Origin of the sequence: Flagellimonas amoyensis, from assembly GCF_003058265.1 — a bacterium.
Taxonomy (GTDB): domain Bacteria; phylum Bacteroidota; class Bacteroidia; order Flavobacteriales; family Flavobacteriaceae; genus Flagellimonas; species Flagellimonas amoyensis.
In genome coordinates, this window is record NZ_QBUK01000006.1 from 213,657 (window position 1) to 240,079 (window position 26,423).

The 26,423-nt window shown below is 46.5% G+C and carries 20 protein-coding genes and 1 riboswitch; of the genes, 3 read left to right on the top strand and 17 right to left on the bottom strand.

The window, feature by feature from the left end; all coding sequences use genetic code 11:
* The 14 genes from DB398_RS10450 to metK all read right to left on the bottom strand — a co-directional run bounded on the left by DB398_RS10450 (position 1) and on the right by metK (position 17,926).
* Positions 1-1,062, bottom strand: coding sequence for an NAD(P)/FAD-dependent oxidoreductase (locus DB398_RS10450; protein WP_108424326.1), 1,062 nt, complete (start codon positions 1,060-1,062; stop codon positions 1-3).
* A gap of 69 nt (positions 1,063-1,131) precedes the next feature.
* Entirely contained in the window at positions 1,132-1,908 is a 777-nt protein-coding gene (gene cobA / locus DB398_RS10455) for a uroporphyrinogen-III C-methyltransferase (protein ID WP_108424327.1), read from the bottom strand.
* Positions 1,901-3,991: a HEPN domain-containing protein gene (locus DB398_RS10460; protein ID WP_108424328.1), complete on the bottom strand. Its 2,091-nt coding sequence runs from the start codon at positions 3,989-3,991 to the stop codon at positions 1,901-1,903. Before DB398_RS10460 ends, cobA begins: the two co-directional genes overlap by 8 nt.
* 74 nt (positions 3,992-4,065) lie before the next feature.
* Positions 4,066-5,313: a sulfate adenylyltransferase subunit 1 gene (locus tag DB398_RS10465; protein ID WP_108424329.1), complete on the bottom strand. Its 1,248-nt coding sequence runs from the start codon at positions 5,311-5,313 to the stop codon at positions 4,066-4,068.
* Between the two features lie 93 nt (positions 5,314-5,406).
* Positions 5,407-6,402: a sulfate adenylyltransferase subunit CysD gene (gene cysD / locus DB398_RS10470; protein WP_404828234.1), complete on the bottom strand. Its 996-nt coding sequence runs from the start codon at positions 6,400-6,402 to the stop codon at positions 5,407-5,409.
* Complete coding sequence (locus tag DB398_RS10475; protein ID WP_108424407.1) at positions 6,384-7,007, bottom strand: phosphoadenosine phosphosulfate reductase domain-containing protein; 624 nt, start codon at positions 7,005-7,007, stop codon at positions 6,384-6,386. Before DB398_RS10475 ends, cysD begins: the two co-directional genes overlap by 19 nt.
* A gap of 11 nt (positions 7,008-7,018) precedes the next feature.
* Positions 7,019-7,282, bottom strand: a complete 264-nt coding sequence (locus DB398_RS10480) for a DUF2061 domain-containing protein (protein ID WP_108424330.1) — start codon at positions 7,280-7,282, stop codon at positions 7,019-7,021.
* Positions 7,283-7,458: 176 nt separating this feature from the next.
* Positions 7,459-7,866 carry an RrF2 family transcriptional regulator gene (locus DB398_RS10485; protein ID WP_108424331.1) on the bottom strand — a complete coding sequence of 136 codons (408 nt, stop codon included), beginning with the start codon at positions 7,864-7,866 and terminating at the stop codon, positions 7,459-7,461.
* A gap of 54 nt (positions 7,867-7,920) precedes the next feature.
* Positions 7,921-9,084, bottom strand: a complete 1,164-nt coding sequence (locus DB398_RS10490; RefSeq protein ID WP_108424332.1) for a trans-sulfuration enzyme family protein — start codon at positions 9,082-9,084, stop codon at positions 7,921-7,923.
* 40 nt (positions 9,085-9,124) lie between these two features.
* Positions 9,125-9,427 carry a GIY-YIG nuclease family protein gene (locus DB398_RS10495; protein WP_234416206.1) on the bottom strand — a complete coding sequence of 101 codons (303 nt, stop codon included), beginning with the start codon at positions 9,425-9,427 and terminating at the stop codon, positions 9,125-9,127.
* Positions 9,428-9,598: 171 nt separating this feature from the next.
* Positions 9,599-12,985: a bifunctional aspartate kinase/homoserine dehydrogenase I gene (thrA, locus tag DB398_RS10500; RefSeq protein WP_108424333.1), complete on the bottom strand. Its 3,387-nt coding sequence runs from the start codon at positions 12,983-12,985 to the stop codon at positions 9,599-9,601.
* 40 nt (positions 12,986-13,025) lie between these two features.
* Positions 13,026-14,306, bottom strand: a complete 1,281-nt coding sequence (locus tag DB398_RS10505; protein ID WP_108424334.1) for an O-acetylhomoserine aminocarboxypropyltransferase/cysteine synthase family protein — start codon at positions 14,304-14,306, stop codon at positions 13,026-13,028.
* 115 nt (positions 14,307-14,421) lie between these two features.
* Positions 14,422-14,528, bottom strand: a riboswitch (SAM riboswitch).
* A 97-nt stretch (positions 14,529-14,625) separates the two neighbouring features.
* Entirely contained in the window at positions 14,626-16,563 is a 1,938-nt protein-coding gene (locus DB398_RS10510; RefSeq protein ID WP_108424335.1) for a CocE/NonD family hydrolase, read from the bottom strand.
* 109 nt (positions 16,564-16,672) lie between these two features.
* Positions 16,673-17,926, bottom strand: coding sequence for a methionine adenosyltransferase (gene metK, locus DB398_RS10515; RefSeq protein WP_108424336.1), 1,254 nt, complete (start codon positions 17,924-17,926; stop codon positions 16,673-16,675).
* A gap of 332 nt (positions 17,927-18,258) precedes the next feature.
* On the opposite strand from metK, the gene DB398_RS10520 reads away from it, so the two are divergent.
* From DB398_RS10520 to DB398_RS10530, 3 genes are all read left to right on the top strand, one after another.
* Positions 18,259-18,873, top strand: coding sequence for a deoxynucleoside kinase (locus tag DB398_RS10520; protein ID WP_072878413.1), 615 nt, complete (start codon positions 18,259-18,261; stop codon positions 18,871-18,873).
* Positions 18,874-18,961: 88 nt separating this feature from the next.
* Entirely contained in the window at positions 18,962-19,711 is a 750-nt protein-coding gene (locus DB398_RS10525; protein WP_108424337.1) for a phosphatase PAP2 family protein, read from the top strand.
* A 143-nt stretch (positions 19,712-19,854) separates the two neighbouring features.
* Positions 19,855-20,571, top strand: coding sequence for an energy transducer TonB (locus tag DB398_RS10530; RefSeq protein WP_108424338.1), 717 nt, complete (start codon positions 19,855-19,857; stop codon positions 20,569-20,571).
* 137 nt (positions 20,572-20,708) lie between these two features.
* Here DB398_RS10530 and DB398_RS10535 read toward each other — a convergent pair whose 3' ends face one another.
* From DB398_RS10535 to DB398_RS10545, 3 genes are all read right to left on the bottom strand, one after another.
* Positions 20,709-23,114, bottom strand: a complete 2,406-nt coding sequence (locus tag DB398_RS10535; RefSeq protein WP_108424339.1) for a sodium-translocating pyrophosphatase — start codon at positions 23,112-23,114, stop codon at positions 20,709-20,711.
* A gap of 112 nt (positions 23,115-23,226) precedes the next feature.
* A complete protein-coding gene (locus DB398_RS10540) occupies positions 23,227-23,754 on the bottom strand; it encodes an inorganic diphosphatase (protein WP_108424340.1) in 528 nt (175 codons plus the stop codon).
* 76 nt (positions 23,755-23,830) lie between these two features.
* Positions 23,831-26,326 carry a DUF5686 and carboxypeptidase-like regulatory domain-containing protein gene (locus DB398_RS10545; RefSeq protein ID WP_108424409.1) on the bottom strand — a complete coding sequence of 832 codons (2,496 nt, stop codon included), beginning with the start codon at positions 26,324-26,326 and terminating at the stop codon, positions 23,831-23,833.
* Positions 26,327-26,423 lie beyond the last annotated feature (97 nt).

Here is a 26,423-nt window from a genome sequence, read left to right on the forward strand (position 1 = left end):
TTAATTGATGCTCTGCACCACTTCTTTTTTGGCCTCTTTTTTGGAACCATCGAATCCTTCCACACCACCAACGGTAGTATATTTCATCACAAAACGTTTGTCGGGATTGATGATCTGATAGGCAAACTGGCACATCACCGCTGCTTCATGGAAACCGGACAAGATCAATTTAAGTTTACCTGGGTAGGTATTTACGTCGCCAATGGCAAATACGCCTGGAATGTTGGTCTGGTAATCCTTGGCATTGTTCACCTTGATGGCATTCTTCTCGATTTCCAAGCCCCAGTTACCGATGGGTCCCAATTTTGGGGACAATCCGAACAAAGGAATGAAGAAATCTGTCTCCACATAGGCATCTTCCTTGGACTCATCGTTGTACTTGATCACTACGGCCTGAAGCTCATCCTTTCCGTGGATTTCCTGAACTTCGGCTTCGGTATAGAGTTGGATTTTGCCCAATTTGGCCAATTCCCTTGCTTTTTCCACAGAATCCAATGCTCCACGGAACTCGTTCCTGCGGTGCACCAACGAAACTTCGGAAGCTACATCGGCCAAGAAAATGGCCCAATCCAAGGCGGAATCACCTCCACCGGAAATCACCACTTTCTTGTCACGGAACTGCTCAGGATCCTTGACCATATACTCCACGCCTTTGCTCTCAAAGAGTCCAATGTTGGCTATCAATGGCTTTCTGGGCTCGAAAGACCCCAATCCACCTGCAATGACCACAACTGGTGCTTGGTGTTGGGTACCTTTGTTGGTGGTGACGATAAAGGAGCCATCCTCTTGTTTATCCAAGGTTTCGGCACGTTCGCCCAAAGTGAAACCTGGCTCAAAAGGCCTGATCTGTTCCATCAGGTTGCTCACCAAATCCCCCGCCAAGATTTCCGGAAAGGCCGGAATGTCATAAATCGGTTTTTTTGGATAAATCTCGGCACATTGCCCTCCGGGTTGGGCCAAGGCATCTATCAAATGGCACTTGAGTTTCAACAAGCCTGCCTCAAAAACGGTGAACAATCCAGTGGGTCCCGCTCCAATTATAATGATGTCTGTTTTGATCATAATACTGCTTTTAATACATCTGGAAAGTCCCTTCGACTTGGCTCAGGGTCCAGATCAACTTGACAATTTTTAAATTTTAACTAGCAATTCTTTTGCCTGGTTCTGATATTCCTTTTGAATGTCCAATATGTTTTGGCGATGGTTCACCACCTCTCCGATGATGATGATCGCTGGGTTGGACAACTGCTGCTCCCTTGCCTTGTCCTCAATGGAAGCAACAGTGCCAATTCCAATTTTTTCATGCTCCGTGGTGCCATTTTGGATGATGGCCACTGGCGTATTTTCTTTTCCTTCTTCTTTGAAGAGTTCCATGATCTCTCCCAACTTTGACATACCCATCAGGATGATGACCGTTGCGCTCGACTTTGCGGCCAAGGCCACATCATTGGATAGTTTGTGCTCTTTGGTGGTACCTGTGATTACCCAAAAACTCTCGGCCGCACCTCTTTTGGTCACCGGGATGTTTTGGGATGCCGGAACCGATACCGAGGATGAAATCCCGGGAACCACGGCCACTTCAAGGCCCAACCCAGCGGCATATTCCATTTCTTCGGCCCCACGGCCAAACACAAACGGGTCGCCTCCTTTCAATCGGACCACATGATGTCCTTGATGGGCTCGTTGCACGATCAGTTCGTTGATCTGTTCCTGCTGATAGGTATAGCATCCTTTGCGCTTGCCCACAAAGATTTTTTCGGCTTGGGGAGCATAATCCAATAATTCCTCGGACACCAGGGCATCGTACAATACCACATCTGCGGCCTGCAATGCCTTCACACCCTTTAGGGTGATCAAATCCGCATCGCCGGGACCTGCCCCTACCACTGTCAATTTTCCGTTACGCATGTTCCAACTCCAATTTTCTGTAGGCTTCCAATCGTTCCAATACGGTTTTCGCATCTTCCACATAGCTTTTTGCAAAAGCTTCGGAAGGCTCATTCTGATTCAATTGAAGGGCCCATTTTTCAAATCCTCCTTCAAACTCAATTTTTCCGGTGGCCACATAATGTTCATCAAAATCCTTGATGATGCTGGCATGGGTGTTCACTTTCTGTTTTTCTGCGGTCAACAATGCCTTGGCAGAGTTCACCATGGACTGATAGGAATAGTAAATACTCGCCGCCCATTTTCCTTGTTGGATGGCCTCTTCGGCATTTTCTATCTTCTCCTGACTCTCAAAGAACAGGGTCGCCACCAAGTCCACAATCACTCCGGCACATTCCCCAACCCCGATTTCCTGAACGTATTTTTCCTCGTTGCCCCAATCGATAAAATCTTCTTGGGTCAGGTTGTCAACCTCTGTCAATGGTTTCAAAAAATCGTAGAAGTAATGCTGTCCTTTTTCTTCATAATACTCGGTGAAGTTGGCCCCATTTCCATTGGCCTCAAAATCATCCAAGATCAATCGAAGTGCCTCTGGCCCTCTTTTACTTGGGATTTTGGCCACTTTGTCCGCAAACTTTCCGTTACCGTTGCCCAAGTTGCCACCACCCAACAATACTTGAAGGGCCGGTGCCACCAATTTATCCTTGGTGCGGATGGACATTCCTTGGAAACCAATATGGGCCATGTTGTGTTGTCCGCACGCATTCATACACCCACTGATCTTGATCACCACATCGGCATTATTGATGTACTGTGGGTATTCGGCCTTGATCACACGCTCCAACTCATCGGCGATACCTGTACTGCTGGCGATACCCAAATTACAGGTGTCCGTCCCAGGACATGCGGTGATATCCAAAGCCTTGTTGTAGCCTGCTTCGGCAAAGCCCAATTTTTCGAGTTCTTGGTAGAAGAAAGGAACCAATTCCTCCTTCACGAAGGGTATCAATATATTTTGACGAAGGGAGAGACGAATCTCACCGGCTGCATAGTTCTGGACCAAACGGGCCAATTCCCTTGCCTTATCGGTATAAAAATCACCCAACAGCACCTTGATCCCGATGGCCACATAGCCTTCTTGTTTTTGGGGCACCAAATTGGTGGATTTCCATTGTTCAAATGCTTTTGTATCCTCAATTTCAACCGTGGGCGTTTCCATCTCGGCCACTTGAACCTTTGGATAACTTTCAAAATCGATAGGGTAGGATTGAATAGGAATGGCGGTCTGTTCTTCTTCCAACAATTGTTTGAAGCCATCCAACCCAATATCCTTCAACAAAAATTTCATCCGCGCCTTGGCCCTACTCTTGCGTTCCCCGTAACGGTCGAACACACGAACCACGCCTTCCATAAGGGGTATGATCTTATCCGTGGGCAAAAAGCTATAGAGTTCATCGGCATGGCGAGGTTGTGAACCCAATCCACCGGCCAACATCACTTTGAACCCTCTTACCCCATTTTCAATTTTGGCGATAAAACCCAAATCGTGCATGTAGGACAATCCTGTATCGGCATCACTCGAAGAAAATGAAACCTTGAACTTTCGTCCCATTTCCTGACCGATGGGGTTTCGTAAAAAGTATTCGAACAAAGCTTGTGCATAGGGCGATACATCGAATGGCTCATCCACATCGATACCCGCTGTTTCGCTGGCCGTAACGTTCCGAACGGTATTCCCGCATGCTTCCCTGATGGTCACCTCATCTTTTTCCAATTCGGCCCACAGCTCAGGGGTACGTTCGAGATCCACATAGTGGATCTGGATATCCTGACGCGTGGTGATGTGCAGTCGACCACGGGAATATTCATCGGAAACATCACAAATCCGAAGCAGTTGGTTCGAAGTGACCTTACCATACGGAAGTTTGATTCGGACCATCTGTACACCAGGTTGACGCTGGCCATAGACCCCACGCGCCAAACGAAGGCTTCGGAATTTCTCCTCATCGATGTTGCCATCCTTGAACTGGCGAATTTTTTTCTCCAAATCAATGATGTCCTTTTCTACTACCGGGTTCTCTATTTCTGTTCTGAAACTTTTCATTATCCTATTTTTCCTATCTCTTTTATAGGTTACTGATAAATATTATCCCTACTTCTTCGCCGAGGGCAAAAATGCTATTCTATGAAACCTACTCCTGCTGTATGATTGGTCCTGCTATCGATGATGATAAAGGAACCATTGGTGCGGTGTTCCTTGAACTTGTCATAAAAAATGGGTTTGTTCAATTTTAGGCGCACTTTGGCAATATCGTTCATATTAAGAGAGGACACATTTTCCTCGATACCTGAATAATCTGGGTGGATCTTATGGTCGATGGCATCTACTTTGGCCAAAGCCTTATTGACACCATGTTGCAACACATATTTTCCACCGACGGTCAATTGGTTGGAATCCATCCAAGAAATGGTTGCCGTCAATTGTTTGTCAACGATCGGAAGGTCACCCACTTTCACCAACATATCGCCACGGCTTACATTTACCTCATCTTCCAAAGTAATGGTCACCGAGGAACGACGTGGAGCGGTTTGGTATTCCGTATCATAAAAATAAATGGCCTTGATCTTGGATCTTGTCATGGATGGCAAAACCACCACCTCGTCACCTACACTCAGCTCACCACCATACACTTTACCTGCAAATCCACGGAAATCGTGGAATTCTTCAGTTTTTGGTCTGATGACATATTGTACCGGAAAACGGGGTGTTCCCACATTGTAAATATCCTGAAGATCCAATTCCTCCAAATGTTCCAACAAGGTTTGGCCTTTATACCAATCCATGCTTTGGGAACGGTTCACTACGTTATCACCTTTAAGGGCACTTACCGGAATGAAGGTGATTTTCTGATCTTGATAATCCCTTTTGTCCATCAATTCCTCAAAATCGGCCTTGATATCATTGAAGGCATCTTCGGAGAAATCTACCAAGTCCATTTTATTGATGGCCACGATCACATCTTTGATGCGCAACAGGTTATTGATGAAAAAGTGCCTGTTGGTCTGCTCGATCACCCCCTTTCGGGCATCGATCAAAATAATGGCTGCCTGAGAAGTGGACGCACCGGTAACCATGTTACGGGTATATTCCACATGCCCAGGGGTATCGGCAATAATATAACTTTTGGTCGCCGTGGAGAAATAGATATGGGCCACATCGATGGTGATGCCCTGCTCCCTTTCCGCCACCAAACCATCGGTTGCCAATGAAAAATCGAGGTAATCATACCCCTTTTGTTTACTGGTACGCTCGATGGCTTCCAATTTATCGTCGGTCAAGGATTTGGTGTCGTACAACAATCTTCCGATCAAGGTACTTTTTCCATCATCCACACTTCCTGCTGTCGCTATTTTTAAAACTTCCAATGCTTTGATTTTTTTCTTATGTCTCCTTCGACTGCCCCTTCGACTGCGCTCAGGGTGACAACTCAGGATGACATCTGGATTAATTCTTATTTTTTAGAAATACCCTTGTTGTTTACGTTTTTCCATGGCCGCCTCGGAACGTTTGTCGTCGATACGGGCCCCTCTTTCTGATATTTTTGAATCCCTGATCTCCGAAACCACTTTATCGATGGTGTCTGCGTGGGATTCCACGGCTGCGGTACAGCTCATATCCCCAACGGTACGGAAACGCACGATTCTTTCTTCCACTTTTTCATCCTCAGCCCTGAAAACCACACCATCCTCAGCAGACCAGATCAGTCCATCACGTAGGAAGGTATTTCTTTTATGGGCGAAGTAAATAGAAGGGATTTCAATATTTTCTTTTTGGATATAGCTCCAAACATCCAATTCGGTCCAGTTGCTGATCGGGAACACCCTAACATTCTGCCCCATTTCAATTTGTCCGTTCAACATATCGAACAACTCCGGACGCTGGTTCTTTTCATCCCATTGACCAAAATCGTCACGAACGGAAAAAATTCGCTCCTTGGCCCTGGCCTTTTCTTCATCACGTCTGGCTCCGCCGATACAGGCATCGAACTTGAACTCTTCAATGGCATCCAACAAGGTTGTGGTCTGCAACATGTTCCTACTGGCATATTTTCCAGTTTCTTCCACCACTTTCCCTTGGTCGATGGAATCCTGGACATTGCGCACAATGAGTTCCACACCCAATTCTTCCACCAACTTATCCCTGAACTCAATGGTCTCCGGAAAGTTGTGGCCGGTATCAATGTGCATCAACGGAAAGGGAATCTTTGCTGGCCAGAATGCCTTTTGGGCCAAACGGACCAAGGTTATGGAATCCTTTCCTCCAGAAAACAACAGCACAGGCTTTTCAAACTGTGCGGCCACTTCCCTTATAATATATATGGCCTCATGCTCCAATGCATTCGCACTGGGCCTGTCGGCACTGTTAATGGTTTTCGGTTTTTTGATTTCTTCTGCGAGTGTACTCAAAGCTCTGTTTGTTTTTAAGCGTTGGGGAATTAGGTATGCAAACCACATTCGCGGTTGGCCAATACTTTTGTGGGGTCAAAATATTTGTGTTCGTTGGGCAGACCGTGTTCTTTAAGATAGGCGTCCAATTGCACATCACTCCAATGATAGAAAGGGCTCACCTTCAGCACACCGTCCTTGCTCATGCTCAACACATCCAAAGAATCCCTAAGGGCGGTCTGTCCTTTTCTAAGGTTGGTGAACCAAACATCGGGTTTGTGCTCATCCATGGCCCTTCGGAAAGGCTCCAATTTGACCTGTTCGGTAAACAATTCGTGACGGGGATCATCTATTTGAGGTATTCCCATCACAGCATCACGGTGTGAGCTGGTCTGTTTGGGCACATACAATTTAATGTTCAATTCCAAACGGGCAATCAACTCCTCGGCATGCTTATAGGTTTGGGGGGTATTGTAACCCGTATCGCACCAAATGACCGCGATACTCCTGTCCACTTCAGTGACGGCATGTAGAATGGCCACTTCATAGGGTCGGAAATTGGTGGTCACCACCGATTTTTTGCCATGTTTGATGGCCCAAGAAATGATTTCTTCCGGTGGAATGCCCTTGAACTGGCGGTTCAGATTTTGTATTTCGTCTTGCGTCAATGCCATATCCATTCTATTTATTTACCCCATTTGATGGAGTTCCAAATTCGTTCATGAAAAAAATAAAGTACCATTTTGGTGACCAATTCCACCATCCCAATGGAGAAAGCCAATTTCAAGGTCCCTGTCACGATCCAAGAGATGATGATGGTGTCTATGGTCCCCACAATTCTCCAGCTGATGGATTTTGCAATGCTCCTTTTGGGGCTTTCGGAATTCACATCCTTGGTATAGGAAGATTCTTCTTTACTATTTTTTATTACCAATTGGTCTGTAATCATCAGTATTATTATTTCCCTATCGACTTACTAGGAAATTCAAAAGTAAAATTATTATTTAAATTGGAATGCAAAATGTTCCTTAAATTTAGTATTACCCTATAGTTTTAGTAGATTATCGATAATCGAAGTGGATTATTAGAATATTCTCATCCTATTTTTATAAAAATAGAAGGGTTTTAGAGGATGTCCGCCAAGGTATTGTTCCTATAGACATCAAGGGCACTGTCCCTGATCTGAAGCATCAGTTTGTGCACGGAACAAGTGTCCTCATCGGGACAATCATCACATTTTTCGTAGAAATTGAGGCTGACACAAGGCACCATGGCAATGGGTCCTTCCAATACGCGCATCACAGTGGTCATTGGGATATCCGCCGGATCTTTGATGAGATAATAGCCTCCCCCTTTTCCTTTTTTGGAACCCAAAAAACCATTTCTTCTCAAGGTGAGCAGGATGCTTTCCAAAAATTTCTGGGAAATATTCTCATGTTTGGCAATCTCTGCAATCTGGACGGGCTCTTTCCCTTTTGCCCTTGCGAGATAGGTAAGCGCCTTTAAACCGTATTTTGTCTTTTTGGAGAGCATCGCACGAATATAGCGAAAATTAACAATCGCCTTTTAAAATATTCCCGGAATGCCCTATTCCAATGCTTGTTCTATATCCGCAATGATGTCATCAATATGTTCCAACCCAACGGATACTCGTACCATGCCATCCGTGATCCCCACTGCCTCGCGTTCTTCCTTGGATAATTTGCTATGGGTCGTGGATGCCGGATGGGTAACAATGCTTCGTGAATCGCCCAAATTGGCGGAAAGGGACAGCAATTCAATGCTATCGAAGAATTTTCTACCTGCATCCAACCCTCCTTTTACTTCAAAAGCCACTACACAACCGCCAGCTTTCATCTGTTTTTTAGCAATTTCATATTGGGGATGCGATTTGAGGAAGGGATATTTTACCCATTCAATTTTTGGATGGTTTTCCAAAAAAGTGGCCAATTCCAACGCATTGGAACAATGCCTGTCCACCCGAATGGCCAAGGTTTCCAGACTTCGGGACAACACCCATGCATTGAAAGGGGAAAGTGCAGGGCCCGTGATTCGTGAAAAACGGTAGACCTTGTCCATCAATTCATTATTTCCTACGGTGATCCCAGCCAAAACCCTTCCCTGACCATCCATCAACTTGGTCCCTGAATGGATGACCAGATCAGCTCCGAACTTAATGGGCTGTTGCAGGTAAGGCGTCGCAAAACAATTGTCGATAATAAAAATAAGTCCATGCTTTTTGGCTATGTTCCCCAATACTTCCAAATCCAGGACATCCACTCCCGGATTGGTGGGTGATTCCGCATAAATGATCTTGGTATTCGGCTGGATCAACCCTTCAATCGACGACAGATCAGTGGCATCAAAATAACTGGTGGTGATGTTCCATTTGGGAAAAAACTGGGTGAAAAGCGAGTGTGTGGAACCAAAAATACTCTTGGACGAGACCACGTGGTCACCTGCATTCAACAAAGCGGCCAAGGTGGAGTACACAGCCGCCATGCCAGAAGCAAAGGCAAAACCGTTCTCCGCCCCCTCCATTTTGCACACCTTGTCTATAAACTCTGAGGAATTCGGGTTGGAATATCTGGAATAAATGTTCCTGTCCTTTTCCTCTGCAAAGGAAGCGCGCATATCTTCCGCATCTTCGAACACAAAACTGGAGGTCATATAAATTGGACTGGAGTGTTCCAAATTCTGGCTACGCTCCATTTGTGTCCGTATCGCTTCTGTCTCGAATTTCTTTTTCATTATATTCTTTTTTGGGTGGCTGAGCGTAGTCGAAGCCACTTCATTTAACCTCTTTAAAATATCTATAATTTGTATGGTTCTTGCACTCGGCCAAATAGGGCAGGGTTTGAAATTCTCCTTGGATGAGTGCTTCCTTTTTTGCCCTCGACCAACCCTGAATCTGTTTTTCCCGCTCAAAAGCCGATGCAATGCTTAGGTATTCTTCAACATACATCAACTCCACTGGCAGCCTTTTCTTGGTATGGTTCGCTCCCCTACCATCTTGATGCTCGCTGATACGGTTGTCCAAATCTATCGTACTTCCGGTATAATAGCTCCCATCCGAACATTGAAGTATGTACATGTAACCTTTCATCTTTAGTTTGTGGCTTCGACTACGCTCAGCCACCGTTCCAATCATACTCTTTCTATATTTCGACTACGCTCAGCCACCGTTCCAATCAGACTCTTTATAAATTTCGAAAACGCTTAACCATCCAAATATACTAAACAAGATAGCTGAGCGTAGTCGAAGCTATATTTTCTCAGCTATTCTCAAAATATCCCCAAAAACACCTCTGGCCGTTACCGCAGCACCCGCTCCGGCACCTTGGATCACCAATGGGTTTTCGCCATAGGACTCCGTATAGATCTCAATGATGGAGTCGGAACCCTTCACTTGCCCCAAAGCACTTTGCTTGGGCACGGAAACCAATTTCACCTCCAAAATCCCCTTGTCCTGATGAAGGTCGCCGTGCAAATCCCCAACATATCTAAGAACATGGCCCGTTTCCTGTTTGTTTTTCACTTCTTCATACACCTTGTCCATCTCCCCGATTCGCTCAATGAACCCATCAAAATCCAAAGTCTGCAATTCCTTTGGAATCAGGTTCTGCACATCAATATCGGAAAACTCATTCTGAAGGTCCAACTCCCGGGCCAAGATCAATAGTTTCCTACCTACATCGTTCCCGGATAGGTCTTCCCTCGGATCGGGTTCCGTGTACCCACTTTTCATGGCTTCCTTTACGATGGATGAAAACGAGGCCTCCTTTTCCGAAAAGGTATTGAAAATATAGCTCAACGACCCAGAGAACACGCCCTTGATCCGGGTAATGTTCTCTCCCGAAAGATGCAATAGCCTAATGGTATCGATCAATGGGAGACCTGCCCCCACATTGGTCTCATACAGGTATTGCTTCTGGTTTTGGTCCAAGGATTTTCGGATAGACTTGTATTTCTCAAAACTCAAGGTATTGGCGATCTTATTGGAAGAAACAAGGTCAAAACCTTTCTTGATGAACGGTTCGTAGTGCTCCACGAAAGCACTGCTGGCCGTATTGTCCACCGCAATGAGATTTTCCAGATGGTGCTGTTTGGCAAAGGCAGCAATATCCTCCACTTGGTAGGGCTTACCTTCCTTCTCCAACCGTTTTTTCCAATCGGGACCAATTCCTGAAGCATCCAACAACACTTTTTTGGAATTGGCGACCGCAAACACACGAAGGCCGATTCCTTTTCTCAATTCTATGCTCTTTTCCGAGTCCAAGATCTGATCGATCAAGGTACCCCCGACATTACCATGACCAAAAATGGCCAGATTGATTCGCTTTGCGATGCCAAAAATCTGTCCGTGCACCACATTGACCGCCTTATGCAGGTCCGATTTTTTCACGACCAAACTCACGTTCTTTCCTGTCACCGTGTTATTGAACAACAGGGGAACCACTTGGTTTTTGACCAGCGCATTGAAAGGTCTGTGGAAACTGCTCAGGTCCATCCCCACAATGGAGATGACCGAAACATCCTTCACCACGGTGATCTGGTTGATGTCCTGAGAGGAATAATCGGTCTCAAATTCCTGGTCCAGTACTTTTTTGGCCTTTTCCGCTTTGGATGCATCCACCACAAGGCCAATCCCCCTTTCGGACGATCCTTGCGAAATGATGCCCACGCTGATGCCATTTTGGCCCAACGCACGGAAAATACGCATATCCACACCCACTTTTCCCAACAGCCCCCTACCCTCTAGATTGATAAGGGCCATATGGTCCAGTACGGACAGGGATTTAATGCCACCGTTTTCGGTCTTCGGACCAATGAGCGTCCCTTCGTTTTCATCATTGAAGGTATTGCAGATCCGTAGCGGAATATTCTTTTCGATAAGGGGGATGATGGTCTTTGCATGCAGGATGTTGGCTCCAAAATTGGCCAGCTCGTTGGCTTCCCCATAGGAAATCACATCGATCAAGCGGGCATCCTTCACCAAATCGGGATTGGCCGTAAAGATACCATCCACATGGGTGTAGTTGACCAGTTCCCCGGCATCCAAAAAGTTGGCCAACAAGGCTGCTGAATAATTGCTCCCATTCCTGCCCAAAGTGGTTGTGGACCCATCTCCGTTGGACCCAATAAATCCTGTGACCACGGCTATGGTATCGGCATCCAACTTATGGAAATAGCGTATCACATTTTCCTTGGAGGTCCGTTGGTCAACCTCGGCATTGCTAAAGGTATCGTCGGTCTTGATCAATTTTCGGGAGTCCAGCAGTTGTGCCTTCAGTCCTTGGGCATTCAGCAAGGTGGTCACTACCTTGGCAGAGATCAGCTCACCGTAGGACAACACCTCATCCTTGGTCTTGAGGCTATAATCCCCGGTCAAGGAAACCCCATTGAGTATTTTTTGGATGGTCTTTAGTTCTTCCTCGATATCTACCCCTGCAAAATCATTCTTTTGATAGGCCGCGAAATGGTCAAGGTCCTGTTGAAAATCCTTCCCTTTTGCCGCTTTGTCCAACAAGGCTTCCAATTCATCGGTGGCCTTGTCACGGGCTGACACCACCACGGCAAAGTGCTCTTTGTTCTCCGCCCTTTTGGCAATCACCCTCAGCACTCTTTCGATACCTTCGCCGTTGGCCAAGGACTTCCCGCCAAACTTCAACACCTTGATGCGCTCTGTCCTTCCATTTTTCTGAAAAACGGTCTCCAAAAGCTTTTCCAATTGTTCAAATTCCATCAAAAAGGCATCGTGGCCATGGAGCGACTGTACTTCACCATAGGTGACATTGGTGTTGGCCTGCGCCAATCGTTTAAAAGTCTCCCTGTTTTCCTCTGCCGTAAAGAACAGATCGGAATTGACCCCGATGATATGGATCTTCATTTCGCTTTCCTGCAATGTCTTGAAGGCCTCATCTCCGTTACGGGTGATGTCGATGGTCTTCAGCAATTGGTTCATCAACTTGTAGGCGGACAACTGGAAACGCTCCTGCAGTTTTTTCCCGTGGTGCATCAACCAGCTCTCCACATTGAAGACCTGAAGCTCTTCGTTCGTGCTCCTTTTGAATCGCTCTTTGAAAGATTCGGGCGTGCGGTAGCAAAGCATGGCATGCATACGGGCATCGTGTACCGGCTGTTTGGAATTCACCAAAAACTGTTCTTGTATCTGGCAATTGGCTATCAACCAATCCGTTGATTTCCAATCAGATGCTACAGGGACCAAATGTTCTGTAATGTTAGGGTTGAATGCCGCCATTTCCCAAGCGATACCACCACCCAAAGAACCTCCTATGATGGCGTACAGTTTTTCAATCTTCAATTGTTCCAGTCCCAAAAGAAACAATCGGGCAATGTCGCCCGCCACAAAATCCTTGTAGTTCTCGATGACAAAACCATCATACCCATTGCCCGGAATGTTGAAGGCCAAAATGGTGTATTTTTCGGTATTGATGCATTTCCCTTCCCCGATCAGATCGGACCACCAGCCATTATCCCCGGCAACATCGGAATTTCCCGTAAGGGCATGGTTCACCATCACCACCGGGGCCGAGTGCAGGGGCTGCCCGAACAATTGATAGGACAATTGCAGGTCCTGGATTTTGCCACTCTGGGTAGAAAATTGGTCGATTTTCAAATACTGTAACATGTATGTATGCTATGTTTTATTCTTCTGCGTGTAAAAACAATTATTTTCCTATGCCTGCAAATGCACTTTCCAAATCGGCTTTCAGGTCGGACAAATCTTCCAAACCAACGGACAGACGAATCAAGTCCTTGGTCACACCTGTAGATTCCTGTTGTGCATCATCCAATTGTTGGTGCGTGGTACTTGCCGGATGGATAATTAGCGATTTGGTATCCCCAATATTGGCCAAAAGAGAGAAAATCTTGGTTTCATCCGCTATTTTCTTGGCCGATTCAAATCCGCCCTTCACCCCAAAGGTAACAATACCACTTTGACCTTTTGGCAAATACTGATTAGAGAGGGCTTTGTATTTGCTGGATTCCAGCCCGGGATAGTTCACCCAAGTGACCTCGTCCCTACTTTCCAACCACTTGGCCAAGGCCAAGGCGTTTTCACTGTGCTTTTTCATCCGTATCTCCAAAGTTTCCAAACCTTGGATGATCTGAAATGCATTGTATGGGCTTAAACAGGCTCCATGGTCACGCAATCCCTCGATCCGCACTTTGGCAATGAACGCTGCAGGGCCCAAGGCTTCGTGATAGATCAATCCATGGTAGCCTTGCGAAGGTTCTGTAAATTCAGGGAATTTTCCATTGGCCCAATCAAATGTTCCGGCATCAATGATCACCCCTCCCATGGTGGTCCCGTTCCCGTTGATGTACTTTGTCAGGGAATGCACCACTATATTGGCGCCGTGCGCAATGGGGTTCAACAGTGCCGGTGAGGCCACGGTATTGTCCACAATGAGCGGTACCTTGGCTGCCTTGGCTTCCTTGGAAATGGCTTTGAGGTCCAGTACGTCCAACTTAGGATTTCCCAAGGATTCCACAAAGAAGGCCCTGGTGTTGCCCTGCACCGCTTTGCCAAAATTGGCAGGGTCCGAAGGATCCACAAAGGTGGTCGTAATGCCCAGACGCGGCAAGGTCACATTGAACAGGTTATAGGTTCCGCCATACAGGCTATTGGACGATACGATATGGTCCCCGGCCTTCAACAAGACCAACAAAGCGGTGTTGATGGCGGCCGTTCCCGAGGAAGTCACCACAGAGGCTATCCCTCCTTCCAGTGTGGCCAACCGCTGTTCCAAGATATCGTTGGTCGGGTTGTTGAGCCTGGTGTAAATATACCCCGGCTCACTCAAGGAGAAAAGATTGGCGGCATGGTCCGAATCCCTGAACACATAGGATGTGGTCTGGTAAATCGGCACAGCCTGTGTTCCTCCATTGGCGGCCACATCATGGCCGGCATGCAATGCATTGGTTGAAAATTTTTGATCACTCATGACTTTTGTTTTTTAAAAATTATAAAATCGATAAAATAAAAAGTCAAACTCCCATGGTACGTACAGCATGGAAAAATCAAAAAGTTATAAGAAAGTGAAATCGAAAAGTCGATTGTCGTTATCTATTCCCATCGGGATAGAATGTAGCACCTTCTTGACATCGTGAGCCAAGGGTTGCTAAGGCTTCAAAGGGTCTATTCCCTCCACCTTTCTTGATAACTAATCAATACGTGTTTGAACTTCGTTCGGCAAATATACTGATGGAAAGATGGAATTTCCTAATCTTTCGGCAAAAATTCACCAAAACATGGCCCATCTTCTATTTCAACACCGTGAACTCAATGTTCGAATCCGTGAAAACGGTATGGGTCTGGGTCTTGAAGTCCGATTCATCGGCCTTGAAGATATTCTCCACATAGGTTTGCGGGTTCAAATCGATCAGCGGGAACCAGGTACTTTGTACCTGCACCTGTAATTTGTGCCCCTTTTTGAAGGTATGGAACACATCCTGCAATTTGATGTCCACATCCGTTTTTTGGTTGGGTGTAAAAGGCTCGGGATCGGAAAAACTGTTCCTGAACCGCCCACGAAGTACCTCGCTTCGCACCATCAAATGGTAATTGCTCATCTTGAGGTGGTTCTGCATTTCTTCATTGGTCTCGGCATCCGCTGGGTGCACGTCGATGATCTTTACGATCCAATCCGCGGCAGTTCCTGTTGTGGCCACTTTCAAATGGGCCAGAATATCCCCGGCCAAGGTGAGGTCATCTTCCAAGACATCGGTTTCAAAAACAAGCACATCGGAACGTCTGGCCGCAAAACGCTGATCATCGGTCATGTATTTTCGAGGGGTGAACACGGTCTTGATATCCTCGGAATAGGGCACTGGTTTTTTGATGTCACTGATGAACTGGACACCTGTTGCCCCATTTTGTGCCTCGGTCAGCTCTTGATCCTCGGAAAGGTACATGGTCTGCTTCGAGGCATTTTCGGGCGGCCATGTGCCATAGGTCTTCCATTCCTTTTTGCCCGTATCGAAGACATAGGCTTCGGGCAATCCTGAATCTGGACTTCCATCTCCTTTCAAAAAGTGATTGAAGAATTTGGTTTCTATGTCTTTTTGGAAAAACAAGGAAATGGAATCCCCAAAATAATAATTGCCCACCACGTTCCTGTCCACGGTTCGGGCCCATCCGCCGTGATCCCATGGACCAAAGACCATGGTATTGTAGTTGCCCTCATTGTATTTTTCAATGTTCTTATAGGTCTCCAAGGGTCCATAGAGGTCTTCCGCATCGAACCAACCGCCTACGATCATGGTGGCCACGCTGCTCTTTACATTTTTCAAATGTTGGATCAAGCCTTTGGACTGCCACATTTCATCGTAATTGGGATGTTCCTTGAGTTCGTTCCAAAAATAATCATCGGTGACACCTTCGGGACGCATGGTGGGGGTGTCTGCCGTTTCGTATTCAAAAAAGTAGTCCAGATTCTTTAACGGGCCTGCATCCAAAAAGAACTGGTATTGATCTTCGGTGGGCAGACTGGGCAAGGTGTACCAAGCGGTATCGATGGGCTGATCGCCATTGGGCCTGGGTGTCCCGAACAGGGACGTAGCCCTAAAATAGCTCAACAAATAGGCGCCATTATGATGAAAATCATCAAAAAAGAAATCCCCGATACAGGCCTGGGGCGAAGCCGCCTTTAGCGCAGGGTGTGCGTCCACCGTGGCATAGGTGGCGTAATAACCTGGATACGAAATCCCCCAAACACCGACATTACCGTTGTTGTTCTCCACATTGTTGACCAACCATTCAATGGTATCGTAGGTATCGGAACTTTCGTCCACTTGGTCATTGGAGGTCTTGTTGGGGATATAGGCCCTCATGTTCTCATAATGCCCTTCGCTGAGCCAACGCCCGCGAACATCTTGATAAACGATGATGTTCCCCTCCTTCATCAAATGCTCATTGGGCCCGATCTTGGTCCTAAAATTGCCTTCTCCATAAGGCTGCGAGCTGTAGGGTGTACGTTGCATGATGATGGGATATTCCTTGGAAGTATCCTTTGGGGAATATATGGTGGTGTGCAGTTTTATCCCGTCCCGCATTTCAATGTCCACCTCTTTTTTGGTGTAATGGTCGGCCACATAGGTGTCAACAACTGGCTGCTCTTCGGTCTTTACGGTTTTCTTGCAGCTTACGGTAAAAACCAACAAACAAATGCTAAGAATCAGGATTTTGGCTGGACTTTTCATCATGGGATATTTTTGATTCCCTAAATCTACTAAAGTTCCCTAGAGTATGCCAATAAAAAAGGAGCCCTTCCAAAGAGCTCCTTTCTTTTTTATGTGAATGAATGTTAGATTATAGCCCGAATGCTGCTTTCACCTTGTCCACCATGTCCAGTTTTTCCCAAGTGAAGAGTTCCACTTCTTTTTCGATCCTTCCATTATAGGGGGACTCGAACACCTTGGTCAAGGTTTGGGGTTCTTTGCCCAAATGGCCATAGGCGGCGGTTTCCAAATATATGGGATTGCGCAGTTTTAGACGTTCCTCAATGGCAAAAGGCCTCATATCGAAAAGCTCCGCGGCCTTCTTGGCAATCTCGCCATCACTAAGTTTTACGTTGGATGAACCATAGGTTTCCACAAAAATGGAGGTCGGTTCCACCACTCCGATGGCATAACTGACCTGTACCAAAATTTCATCGGCCACCCCGGCAGCGACCAAATTCTTTGCCATGTGGCGCGCAGCATAAGCGGCACTTCGGTCCACTTTGCTCGGGTCTTTGCCACTAAAGGCACCTCCACCATGGGCTCCCTTGCCTCCGTAGGTATCCACAATGATCTTTCTACCGGTCAATCCGGTATCGCCATGTGGTCCACCGATCACAAACTTTCCGGTAGGGTTGATGTGGTATTTGATCTTATCGTTGAAAAGTTTTTGGATATCCTCCGGCAACAGGCTTTTCACCTCGGGGATAAGAATATTGATGATGTCTTCCTTGATCTGGGCCAACATCACCTCATCCGCAGCAAATTCATCGTGTTGCGTAGAGACCACAATGGTATCGATACGCTGTGGCACATTGTCATCGGAATATTCAATGGTCACTTGGGACTTGGCATCGGGACGCAGATAACTGATGCGTTTTCCTTCCCTACGCAGATCGGCAAGTACCTGCAAGATCTTATGGGAAATATCCAACGCCAAAGGCATGTAATTATCGGTTTCCTTGGTGGCATAACCGAACATCATGCCCTGGTCACCGGCACCTTGCTCCTCTTTGCTGCCCCTGTCCACCCCTTGGTTGATGTCCTGTGACTGTTCGTGGATCAGAGAGATCACCCCACAGGAATCGCCACTGAACTTGTATTCGCCCTTGGTATAGCCAATATTGTTGATGACCTCCCTGGCAATGCTCTGCAGGTCCACATAGGTATGGCTCTTCACCTCGCCGGCCAAGACCACCTGACCCGTGGTCACCAAGGTCTCGCAGGCCACTTTGCTCTCGGGGTCAAAGGCCAAAAAATTATCCAATAGGGCATCACTGATCTGGTCCGCGATCTTATCCGGATGTCCTTCACTAACAGATTCTGATGTAAACAAATATGGCATTGTTCTTATTTAATGGAAGTATTCTGACAGATGCCCAGCAAAGAAGTTCGTAACCCTTGAAGAGTGGTGTCGGGCATTGCCCAACACGAACTGCTTTAGCATTTTTCTTGTGCCAAACCATTTTGGCCACGGAGGTTGCAATCAGTCAAATCTTTCCTCGTTCTGATGGGCAAAAGTACGTATTTGAATGATATTTCAAAACTTTGTTCCCTGAGGTTTGCCCGCTTTTCCATTTCGTCCAGTTTTTTTTCTTGAAGTGGATATACTTTGTATATTGCGCCGATTAGATTTCCCTAGTCCTCGAACACCAACATCATAAACACCAACATCTTATGCACATTGCTGTAGCAGGAAACATTGGCGCCGGAAAGACCACCCTGACCAACTTGCTTGCAAAACACTACAAGTGGGATGCCCATTTTGAGGATGTGGTGGACAATCCCTATCTGGATGATTTCTATACCCAGATGGAACGTTGGAGCTTCAACTTACAGATCTACTTCCTGAACAGCCGCTACCGGCAGATCTTGAAGATCAGGGAAAGCGGGAAGGATGTAATCCAGGACCGGACCATTTATGAGGATGCCCATATTTTTGCACCCAACCTCCACGCCATGGGCCTGATGACCAACCGTGATTTTGAGAATTACAGGAGTCTTTTTGAGCTGATGGAAAGTTTGGTGGAGCCGCCGGACCTATTGATCTATCTCCGCAGCTCCATCCCCAATTTGGTGAACCAGATCCACAAACGGGGGCGGGACTATGAAAATTCCATTTCCATTGATTACCTCAGCCGGCTGAACGAACGCTACGAGGCCTGGGCCAATACCTATGCCAAAGGTAAATTGCTCATTTTTGATGTGGACGACCTGGATTTTGTATCCGATCCCGAAGACTTGGGCAAAGTCATCAACAGAATTGATGCGGAGATCCATGGATTGTTCTAGGAAAATTAAAGGGCAATGCCCATCCATTTTTTCCAACCTCTTTTATGTATTTGCTTTGCAATGATGCTCATCCTATCCCCTATTTGGAATGAAATGCCATAAAATATTATTATCTGCTGGGTTCCTGATCTCGTCCCTCTCATTTGGACAAAAAACCAAGACAGATTCCATACCCTCTACCAGCCTTCCGTTCAAATACGAATCCCTTATCATCCCGACCGCCCTCATCACCTATGGTGTCATCGGTCTGGAAAGCCATCAACTGAAATTCATCAACTCCGACATCAAAAACGAGATCAACGAACACATCGACACCAAGTTCACCATCGATGACATCTCGCAATACAGTCCATTTCTATCAGTTTATGGCCTAAATGCCATCGGCATTAAAGGAAAGAACAATTTTAAGGACAGGACCGTGGTCTTGGGCACCGCCTATCTCATTATGGGAACCACGGTGAACATTGTCAAAAAAGTTTCCAACGAGGAACGCCCCGACGGATCTTCCAAAAACTCATTTCCTTCCGGCCATACCGCCACAGCTTTCATGGGGGCCGAATTTTTATATCAAGAATACAAAGATGTGTCCGTTTGGTATGGCATCACAGGTTATGTTGTTGCAGCCGGCACCGGCTTCTTCAGAATGTACAACGACCGCCATTGGCTCACCGATGTGACCGCAGGTGCGGGAATCGGTATGTTGAGCACCAAAATTGCCTATTGGGTTCATCCCTGGGTCAAAAGGACCCTTTTCAAGGGCAGGGAAACCATGGACGGACTGGTCATGCCCTTTTACAATGGAAGGGAATGGGGCGTGGGAATTTCCATGGCATTCTAAAAGGCTCATCTTCCTTCAAATAAATTGTACCATTTCCCTCACCCAAACGACCCGTTCCCTCATTTCCTTTTTTAATAGGTTGATTTTCAAAGTAGTTTAGACCTACTGTTAACTACGCCCTTTGGGCCAAAAACTTGAAAATCATGGAAACGAAAAAGAACCAAAAACTGGACCCCAACCGAAACAGCCTGCTCTATTTTTTTGTAGGAATGACAATGATGCTACTCATGGCCTTTTTGGCCTTGGAGTGGAAGACCTTTTATTCCAGTGACGAATGGGACAGAGCCACCCTGAAGATCCAAGACGATTTGATCGAGGAAGTACCCATCACCATGCAAAAATTGCCTGATCCGCCCAAACCCCAAATCATTACTCCTCCCAAAATTGAAATAGCAGATGATGATGAGAAAATTGAAGAAACTGTAATTGAGGCAGTAGATCCCAATCAAGATACCGAAATCGCCAAGGTCGAAGACATTGCCGTAGCCGAAGAAGATATTCCCGAAACTGTATTCTTCTCCGTTATTGAGAACGCCCCTGTATTCCCAGGGTGTGAAAATGAGTCAACCGAAAAAGAAAAAAGGGAGTGTTTTCAGGAAATGATGCAAAACCATATCCGTAAAAACTTCCGCTACCCCGAACCGGCCCAAGAAATGGGCATACAGGGCAAGGTGAACGTTATTTTTGTAATCCAAAAGGATGGCAGCATCGGAAACGTACAAATGCGCGGACCGGACAAGAGTTTGGAGACGGAAGCGGCCCGAATCATTTCCAAGTTGCCCAAAATGGCACCGGGCAAACAACGGGGCACCGCCGTGAAGGTTCCCTATTCCATTCCCATCACCTTTAGATTGAATTAACCCTGCATCTTGACTATTTCTTCTGTCACTCCTTCGACTGTGCTCAGGATGACAGCCCGATATGACAAGGATTGGATTCCTCCCATAAAAAAACCACGCCAAGGCGTGGTTTTTTCAGCTTTAGGGTAAAGCGAGCGCTAATTCTTTGCCTTAGCACTGTTTTTATAGGCTTCCACCAATTTTTCTACTTCTTCCTTGGTGTCGGCAACAAATTCCTTGGTTTCTTCCTTCAAGTCACCATCTACCTCAGTGCTTGAGGTAACAACAGCTTTATAGGCTCCTTCAGCCGTATTGCTCATTTCGATACGGATCTGCTTTTCGATGGTTCTGGATTCTTTCATACCATCCTCAGAAATTGTAATTGTAGTTCCATCTTCCTTGGTCATGCTGATACCATCCTCAGAAGAAAGGCTTACCAAACTAGGGGCTATCACCAATGCCACAACGGACATCAATTTCAACAAAATGTTCAAAGAAGGGCCTGAGGTATCCTTGAACGGATCACCCACGGTATCACCAACTACGGCTGCCTTGTGGGCATCACTTCCCTTACGTCCTTCGCTTTCGATGGTCTTCTTGGCATTGTCCCAAGCTCCACCTGCGTTGGATTGGAAAATGGCCATCAACACACCAGCTGTGGTCACGCCTGCCAACAAACCTCCCAACATTTCGGCACCACCGATGAACCCGACGGCAACGGGAACGGCAATTGCCAACAATCCGGGCAATACCATTTCCTTGATGGAGGCCTTCGTTGAAATGGCCACGCATTTATCGTATTCCGCTACACCATCGGCAGCATCAAATATTTTTCTGTCCTCGGCAGATGCCTTGGAAATGTCGGAATCATACTTCCGCATCACTTCCAATGCCGCTTTCAGTTGGGGAATGTCCCTGAACTGGCGACGTACTTCCTCGATCATGGCCATGGCCGCCCTACCCACTGCATTCATGGAAAGTGCGGAGAACACGAAGGGAAGCATACCCCCTACCAAAAGTCCCGCCATGATATCTGGTTGTGAAACATCGATGGATTCTACTCCTGCTGTCTTCATGAAGGCTGCAAAAAGTGCCAAGGCGGTCAAGGCCGCAGAAGCAATGGCAAATCCTTTTCCAATGGCCGCTGTAGTGTTTCCAACAGCATCCAATTTATCTGTCCGTTCACGAACTTCTTTTGGCAGTTCCGCCATTTCGGCAATACCACCTGCGTTATCAGAAATAGGTCCGTAGGCATCGACGGCCAATTGGATTCCTGTATTTGCCAACATACCCACGGCAGCGATCGCGATTCCGTAAAGTCCGGCAAAGTGATGCGAAACCAAAATGGCCGCAGCGATCAAAACGATCGGAATGGCGGTTGACATCATCCCAACACCCAATCCTGCAATGATGTTGGTCGCAGATCCTGTTTCGGACTGGCGAACGATAGAGTTTACAGGTTTTGTTCCCGTTCCTGTATAATATTCGGTAACCTTACCGACCAAAAGTCCGGCCACCAAACCAGCGATGGTTGCCAAGAACACACCCAAAGAGGTATATTCAGTGCCTCCTTCAACCCAAGATTCTGGCAACATTCCTTTGATGATGAAATAGGAAGCCACCAACATAAGACCCGCGGAACCAAATTCACCTATGTTCAAAGCGGTCTGAGGGTTTCCGCCATCCTTTACTTTTACAAAGAAGGTTCCTATAATGGACATTACGATGCCCACCGCAGCCAATGCCAAAGGCAGGTACACCGCTCCAAGACCATCAAAGCCAGCTTGGAATTCTGGCAATCCGGCAAAAACGGCTCCCAATACCATGGTTCCGATAATGGAACCCACATAGGATTCAAAAAGGTCGGCACCCATACCGGCCACATCCCCAACGTTGTCCCCAACGTTATCCGCAATGGTAGCGGGGTTCAATGGGTGATCTTCCGGAATACCGGCTTCCACTTTTCCAACAAGGTCGGCACCTACGTCGGCTGCTTTGGTATAGATTCCACCTCCCACACGCGCAAAAAGTGCGATGGAGGATGCACCAAGTGAAAATCCTGAAAGCACATTGAGTACTTCACCAAGTTCCCAGCCTTGGCCACTGTATATCATAAAAAGTCCACTCAATCCAAGAACACCAAGACCCACAACACCAAGGCCCATAACGGCCCCACCGGCAAAAGCGACTTCGAGGGCCTTGCCCAAAGAGGTCCTTGCTGCATTTGTGGTCCTTACGTTGGCCTTTGTGGCGACCTTCATCCCAATGAAACCTGCCAAGGCAGAACAGATGGCCCCTACAACAAAGGAAACGGCCACCATCCCATTGGAACCGGCCTCATTGCTCCCTTTGAAGAACAATAGTACGGCCACGGCCAAAACAAATATGCTGAGTATTTTGTATTCTGCCTTTAAGAACGACATTGCCCCATCCGCAATGTTCTTGGCGATTCGCGCCATTTTAGCGTCACCGACCTCTTGTTTGGAAATCCATACGTTCTTAATGAAAACGTACAACAGGCCCAGGATACCAAAAACGGGCAGAAATTTTACGATCAAATCCATAATTTGAGTTGTTTAAGAAATTTTTAACGGCTGCTAAAGTAGTAAAATACGAAGTAATAAAAAAAATACGCCATTGTTTATAAATGGCGTATTTTTTTATAATTATTATTACCTATATGGTATAGGTTCGTTTCTTTTTGTGCTCACTGTCATCATAGCGTTTCACACATTCGTGGTAAATCTGGATGGCTTCGTCCACACCGCCCCAGCCACCGGTATCCACTTTCTTTTTTTCAAGGTCCTTATACACTTGGAAAAAGTGTTCTATCTCCTTCAATCTGTGCGGGTTAAGCTCACTGATATCGTCCCTCTTGCTCCAAATGGGGTCGGAAACGGGCACACAGATCAATTTTTCATCGGGTCCCTTTTCATCGGTCATGTGGAAAACCCCAACGGGCTTCACCTCCATCACCACCATGGGATAGGTAGGTTCTGTTCCCAATACGAGTACATCCAGGGGATCGTGGTCCAAGGCCAAGGTCTCCGGCACAAAACCATAATCGCCGGGATACATCATGGAAGAAAACAGGGTACGGTCGAACCGTATTTTATGTAAAGTGAAATCGTATTCGTACTTGTTTCGACTACCCTTTGGAATTTCGATGAGCACGTCAAAAGTGACTGTTTGTTTTTTGGACATTCTTGAAGTTTTAATTTGGTGCAAAAATAACCAGTATAGCTGGAATAGGGCAAATAAATTGCTGTATTCGTATCAATTAAAAGTTAAATCCGAAGGTTCCCGTGATTCCGAAGCGGCGTGCATCGGGATTGTCCAAGTAATTGCCCCTGAAATTAAAGTCGATCCGTAATATCTTGAAAATGTTCCCCACCCCGAAGGAGTATTCCCAATAGATTTGATCTTCCGGGGCCATCAATGGGATATTGGCAGGTGCGCTGAGTGCGATGTTCTCATCGGACAATTGGCCCCATGCTCCCCTGAGCCCTACTATTTCACGCAGATTGAGTTTACGCAACAAGGGAACCCGAGAAAATAAGCGCCCATTGAAGTTGTGTTCCAAGTGCACGGTCGCATACGTATCGGTCACAAACTCATAAAAATCAAGATTGGGAAATACGTTGTACAGCGAGAAAAGGGTCTGGTTCCCTGGAATGACGCTTAATAGACTCAACGGGACCTCGCCAAAGGTCTTACCCAGTTCCACACTGCTCGTCAATCGGCCCAATCCCCCTATCTGCCATGGCTGTCTGTATGAGAACTGCAAGCGTTCGTAATCGAAATCACTTTCCAGAAAACCACTTATACCTTTGGTATAGTTGAGCACCAGGGTGCTGTAATTGTCATTGATATTCGCTCTTTCCACCCCATAGCCAATGGTCCGTTTGCCCGGCGTGTAGATCAAGGTAGTGGTCAAATCCAACTGTTTCACTTCGGATGATATGCCCGTGGGGGAATCAGGGTCCACATAATCCAGATTGAAGGCTTCCGGCAATGCGGAACTCAAGGTCCGGAACGAGCTTCCCACACTGATCCTAAAATTTTTTACGGGTTCCATCTCCACATTGAAGGTGGAGAGGTTGATGTTGGTAAGCCTGTTGTTGGAGCCGACAGTGACCAAGGAAGACGATGCAATACTCCTTCCCAGAACGTCATTGGTACTGGTGAGACTGAGCCCCAATTGCTCTATGTCCCTTCGGTTACCACCGGAAATCATGAGCCTGCTCTTTCGATCCAGCAGAAACTTGCCTGAAAAGCCGTGCTTGAACTTTTTATCGTCAAACCCATAGGCCATATAACCTTCCAAACGCCAAGTATCGTTTTGCCCAAAATAGGTCCGTGCACCTCCCCGCAAACGGATTCCTTCGGCATCGTTATAGCCAAAAGTGCTGTAGATGTCCCCAATGTCGATGTTCCATTTGTCAATTTCGACATAGCCCGAACCCAAGATACTCACAATGTCGTAATAGGTCCTGAACTTGGGCACGGTCTTTAAGGTATCCAGCAGCTTGAAAATCCCTGACTCATCATCGTTCAGATTTTCCAAACGGGCATTTTTCCAGAACAGACTGTCCTGCGAGAACACCCTTGGATCATAGGGATCGGAGACCGCTTTGTAAAATTCCTCGGGTCGGCGGTTATTGAAATTGTAATTGTCATAAACCGTGGTACGCTTGCCATACACCCCTTTTGATTCTTCCTTTTTGGAAAAACTGAAATCGCTCAGCATGTAATCCCGCTTCAGCAAAAAGACCGAATCGCTCACCACGTTGAACTCCTGTTCAATATAGATTTCCTTCACCCAGTTGATGTTGGCACTTTTGGTGACCTGCATGTTGATCTTCTTGATGGCGAAGGTGGTGTCGTTCACCCAAAAATCCCCTTTGAAGGTGAGCTCGTTCTTCCGTCTGGGATAATAGATGATGTTATAGCACCATTTGTTGTCGATAAAAGTACTGTCCGAAAGCACATAATTATAAGTGTCAATCCCGGTTTTGGACAAGGGGCTGGTGAAACTCTTATCAAAAAATTTCAGATAGTTGTCATAAATGTCATAATCCGAATACAGGTCCTCCACAAAGGCCGTGATGGCCTGGTTGCCACTGAACCCGGAACTTTTGTTGCCCAGCACATCCTCTTTTTCCTTTTCAATCGTGTTGTCCCCATAGACTTTGGAGAAAGTCTCGTTCAAAAAGATGGGGAGGTAGGTTTTTCCCGTGATCCGGGACGTGTCCAAATCCTCGAACATAAACTCCAACCCCTTAAAAAGTTTGCTTTTTATCAGCGCACTGTCTATCGTATTGAGATCAAACTCCACCTTTTCGTATTTGTCATACTGGTATTGCTTGAACTTACGAACCCCGTTCTCCCGCTTTTTCTCCCATATCTTCCTGAGAATGTCGATTGCCGGGTTGTCCTTTTTGGACTGTTTTCCGGTATAGACCACCACTTCCCTCAACTGTTCGGCAGATTCCGTCAGTACGATCTCCATCCCATAGTTCACTTTTTGGGTGAGCAGGATTTCCTTGGATTCATACCCCATAAAAGACACCTTGATGGTCTTATAGGTATTGTCCGATTCAAAATAGAAACGGCCATTATCGTTGGTGATGGTGCCTTCGGTAGAGCCTGTGAAGATGATATTGGCAAAGGCGATGGGCATTCCCGATTCATCCTTCACGATTCCCTCGATCTTGGTCTGGGAAAAGGCAGTTAAAAAAGTAAAGCAGAAAAAAACAAGGAGATATCTTTTCATGTTCAGATATATGGGACAATTAGGGATAACCACCAAAGGCTTTCCCGTTTCAATTTCGGTCAAATTTGGTTCAAAAGTAGTTTCCTATCAAAAATTG

Coding starts and splice junctions, on each gene's coding strand:
- DB398_RS10450 (WP_108424326.1), bottom strand. CDS start 1,062: ATGATCAAAACAGACATCATTATAATTGGAGCGGGACCCACTGGATTG.
- cobA (WP_108424327.1), bottom strand. CDS start 1,908: ATGCGTAACGGAAAATTGACAGTGGTAGGGGCAGGTCCCGGCGATGCG.
- DB398_RS10460 (WP_108424328.1), bottom strand. CDS start 3,991: ATGAAAAGTTTCAGAACAGAAATAGAGAACCCGGTAGTAGAAAAGGAC.
- cysD (WP_404828234.1), bottom strand. CDS start 6,402: ATGTGGTTTGCATACCTAATTCCCCAACGCTTAAAAACAAACAGAGCT.
- DB398_RS10475 (WP_108424407.1), bottom strand. CDS start 7,007: ATGGCATTGACGCAAGACGAAATACAAAATCTGAACCGCCAGTTCAAG.
- DB398_RS10480 (WP_108424330.1), bottom strand. CDS start 7,282: ATGATTACAGACCAATTGGTAATAAAAAATAGTAAAGAAGAATCTTCC.
- DB398_RS10485 (WP_108424331.1), bottom strand. CDS start 7,866: ATGCTCTCCAAAAAGACAAAATACGGTTTAAAGGCGCTTACCTATCTC.
- DB398_RS10490 (WP_108424332.1), bottom strand. CDS start 9,084: ATGAAAAAGAAATTCGAGACAGAAGCGATACGGACACAAATGGAGCGT.
- DB398_RS10495 (WP_234416206.1), bottom strand. CDS start 9,427: ATGTACATACTTCAATGTTCGGATGGGAGCTATTATACCGGAAGTACG.
- thrA (WP_108424333.1), bottom strand. CDS start 12,985: ATGTTACAGTATTTGAAAATCGACCAATTTTCTACCCAGAGTGGCAAA.
- DB398_RS10505 (WP_108424334.1), bottom strand. CDS start 14,306: ATGAGTGATCAAAAATTTTCAACCAATGCATTGCATGCCGGCCATGAT.
- DB398_RS10510 (WP_108424335.1), bottom strand. CDS start 16,563: ATGAAAAGTCCAGCCAAAATCCTGATTCTTAGCATTTGTTTGTTGGTT.
- metK (WP_108424336.1), bottom strand. CDS start 17,926: ATGCCATATTTGTTTACATCAGAATCTGTTAGTGAAGGACATCCGGAT.
- DB398_RS10520 (WP_072878413.1), top strand. CDS start 18,259: ATGCACATTGCTGTAGCAGGAAACATTGGCGCCGGAAAGACCACCCTG.
- DB398_RS10525 (WP_108424337.1), top strand. CDS start 18,962: ATGAAATGCCATAAAATATTATTATCTGCTGGGTTCCTGATCTCGTCC.
- DB398_RS10530 (WP_108424338.1), top strand. CDS start 19,855: ATGGAAACGAAAAAGAACCAAAAACTGGACCCCAACCGAAACAGCCTG.
- DB398_RS10535 (WP_108424339.1), bottom strand. CDS start 23,114: ATGGATTTGATCGTAAAATTTCTGCCCGTTTTTGGTATCCTGGGCCTG.
- DB398_RS10540 (WP_108424340.1), bottom strand. CDS start 23,754: ATGTCCAAAAAACAAACAGTCACTTTTGACGTGCTCATCGAAATTCCA.
- DB398_RS10545 (WP_108424409.1), bottom strand. CDS start 26,326: ATGAAAAGATATCTCCTTGTTTTTTTCTGCTTTACTTTTTTAACTGCC.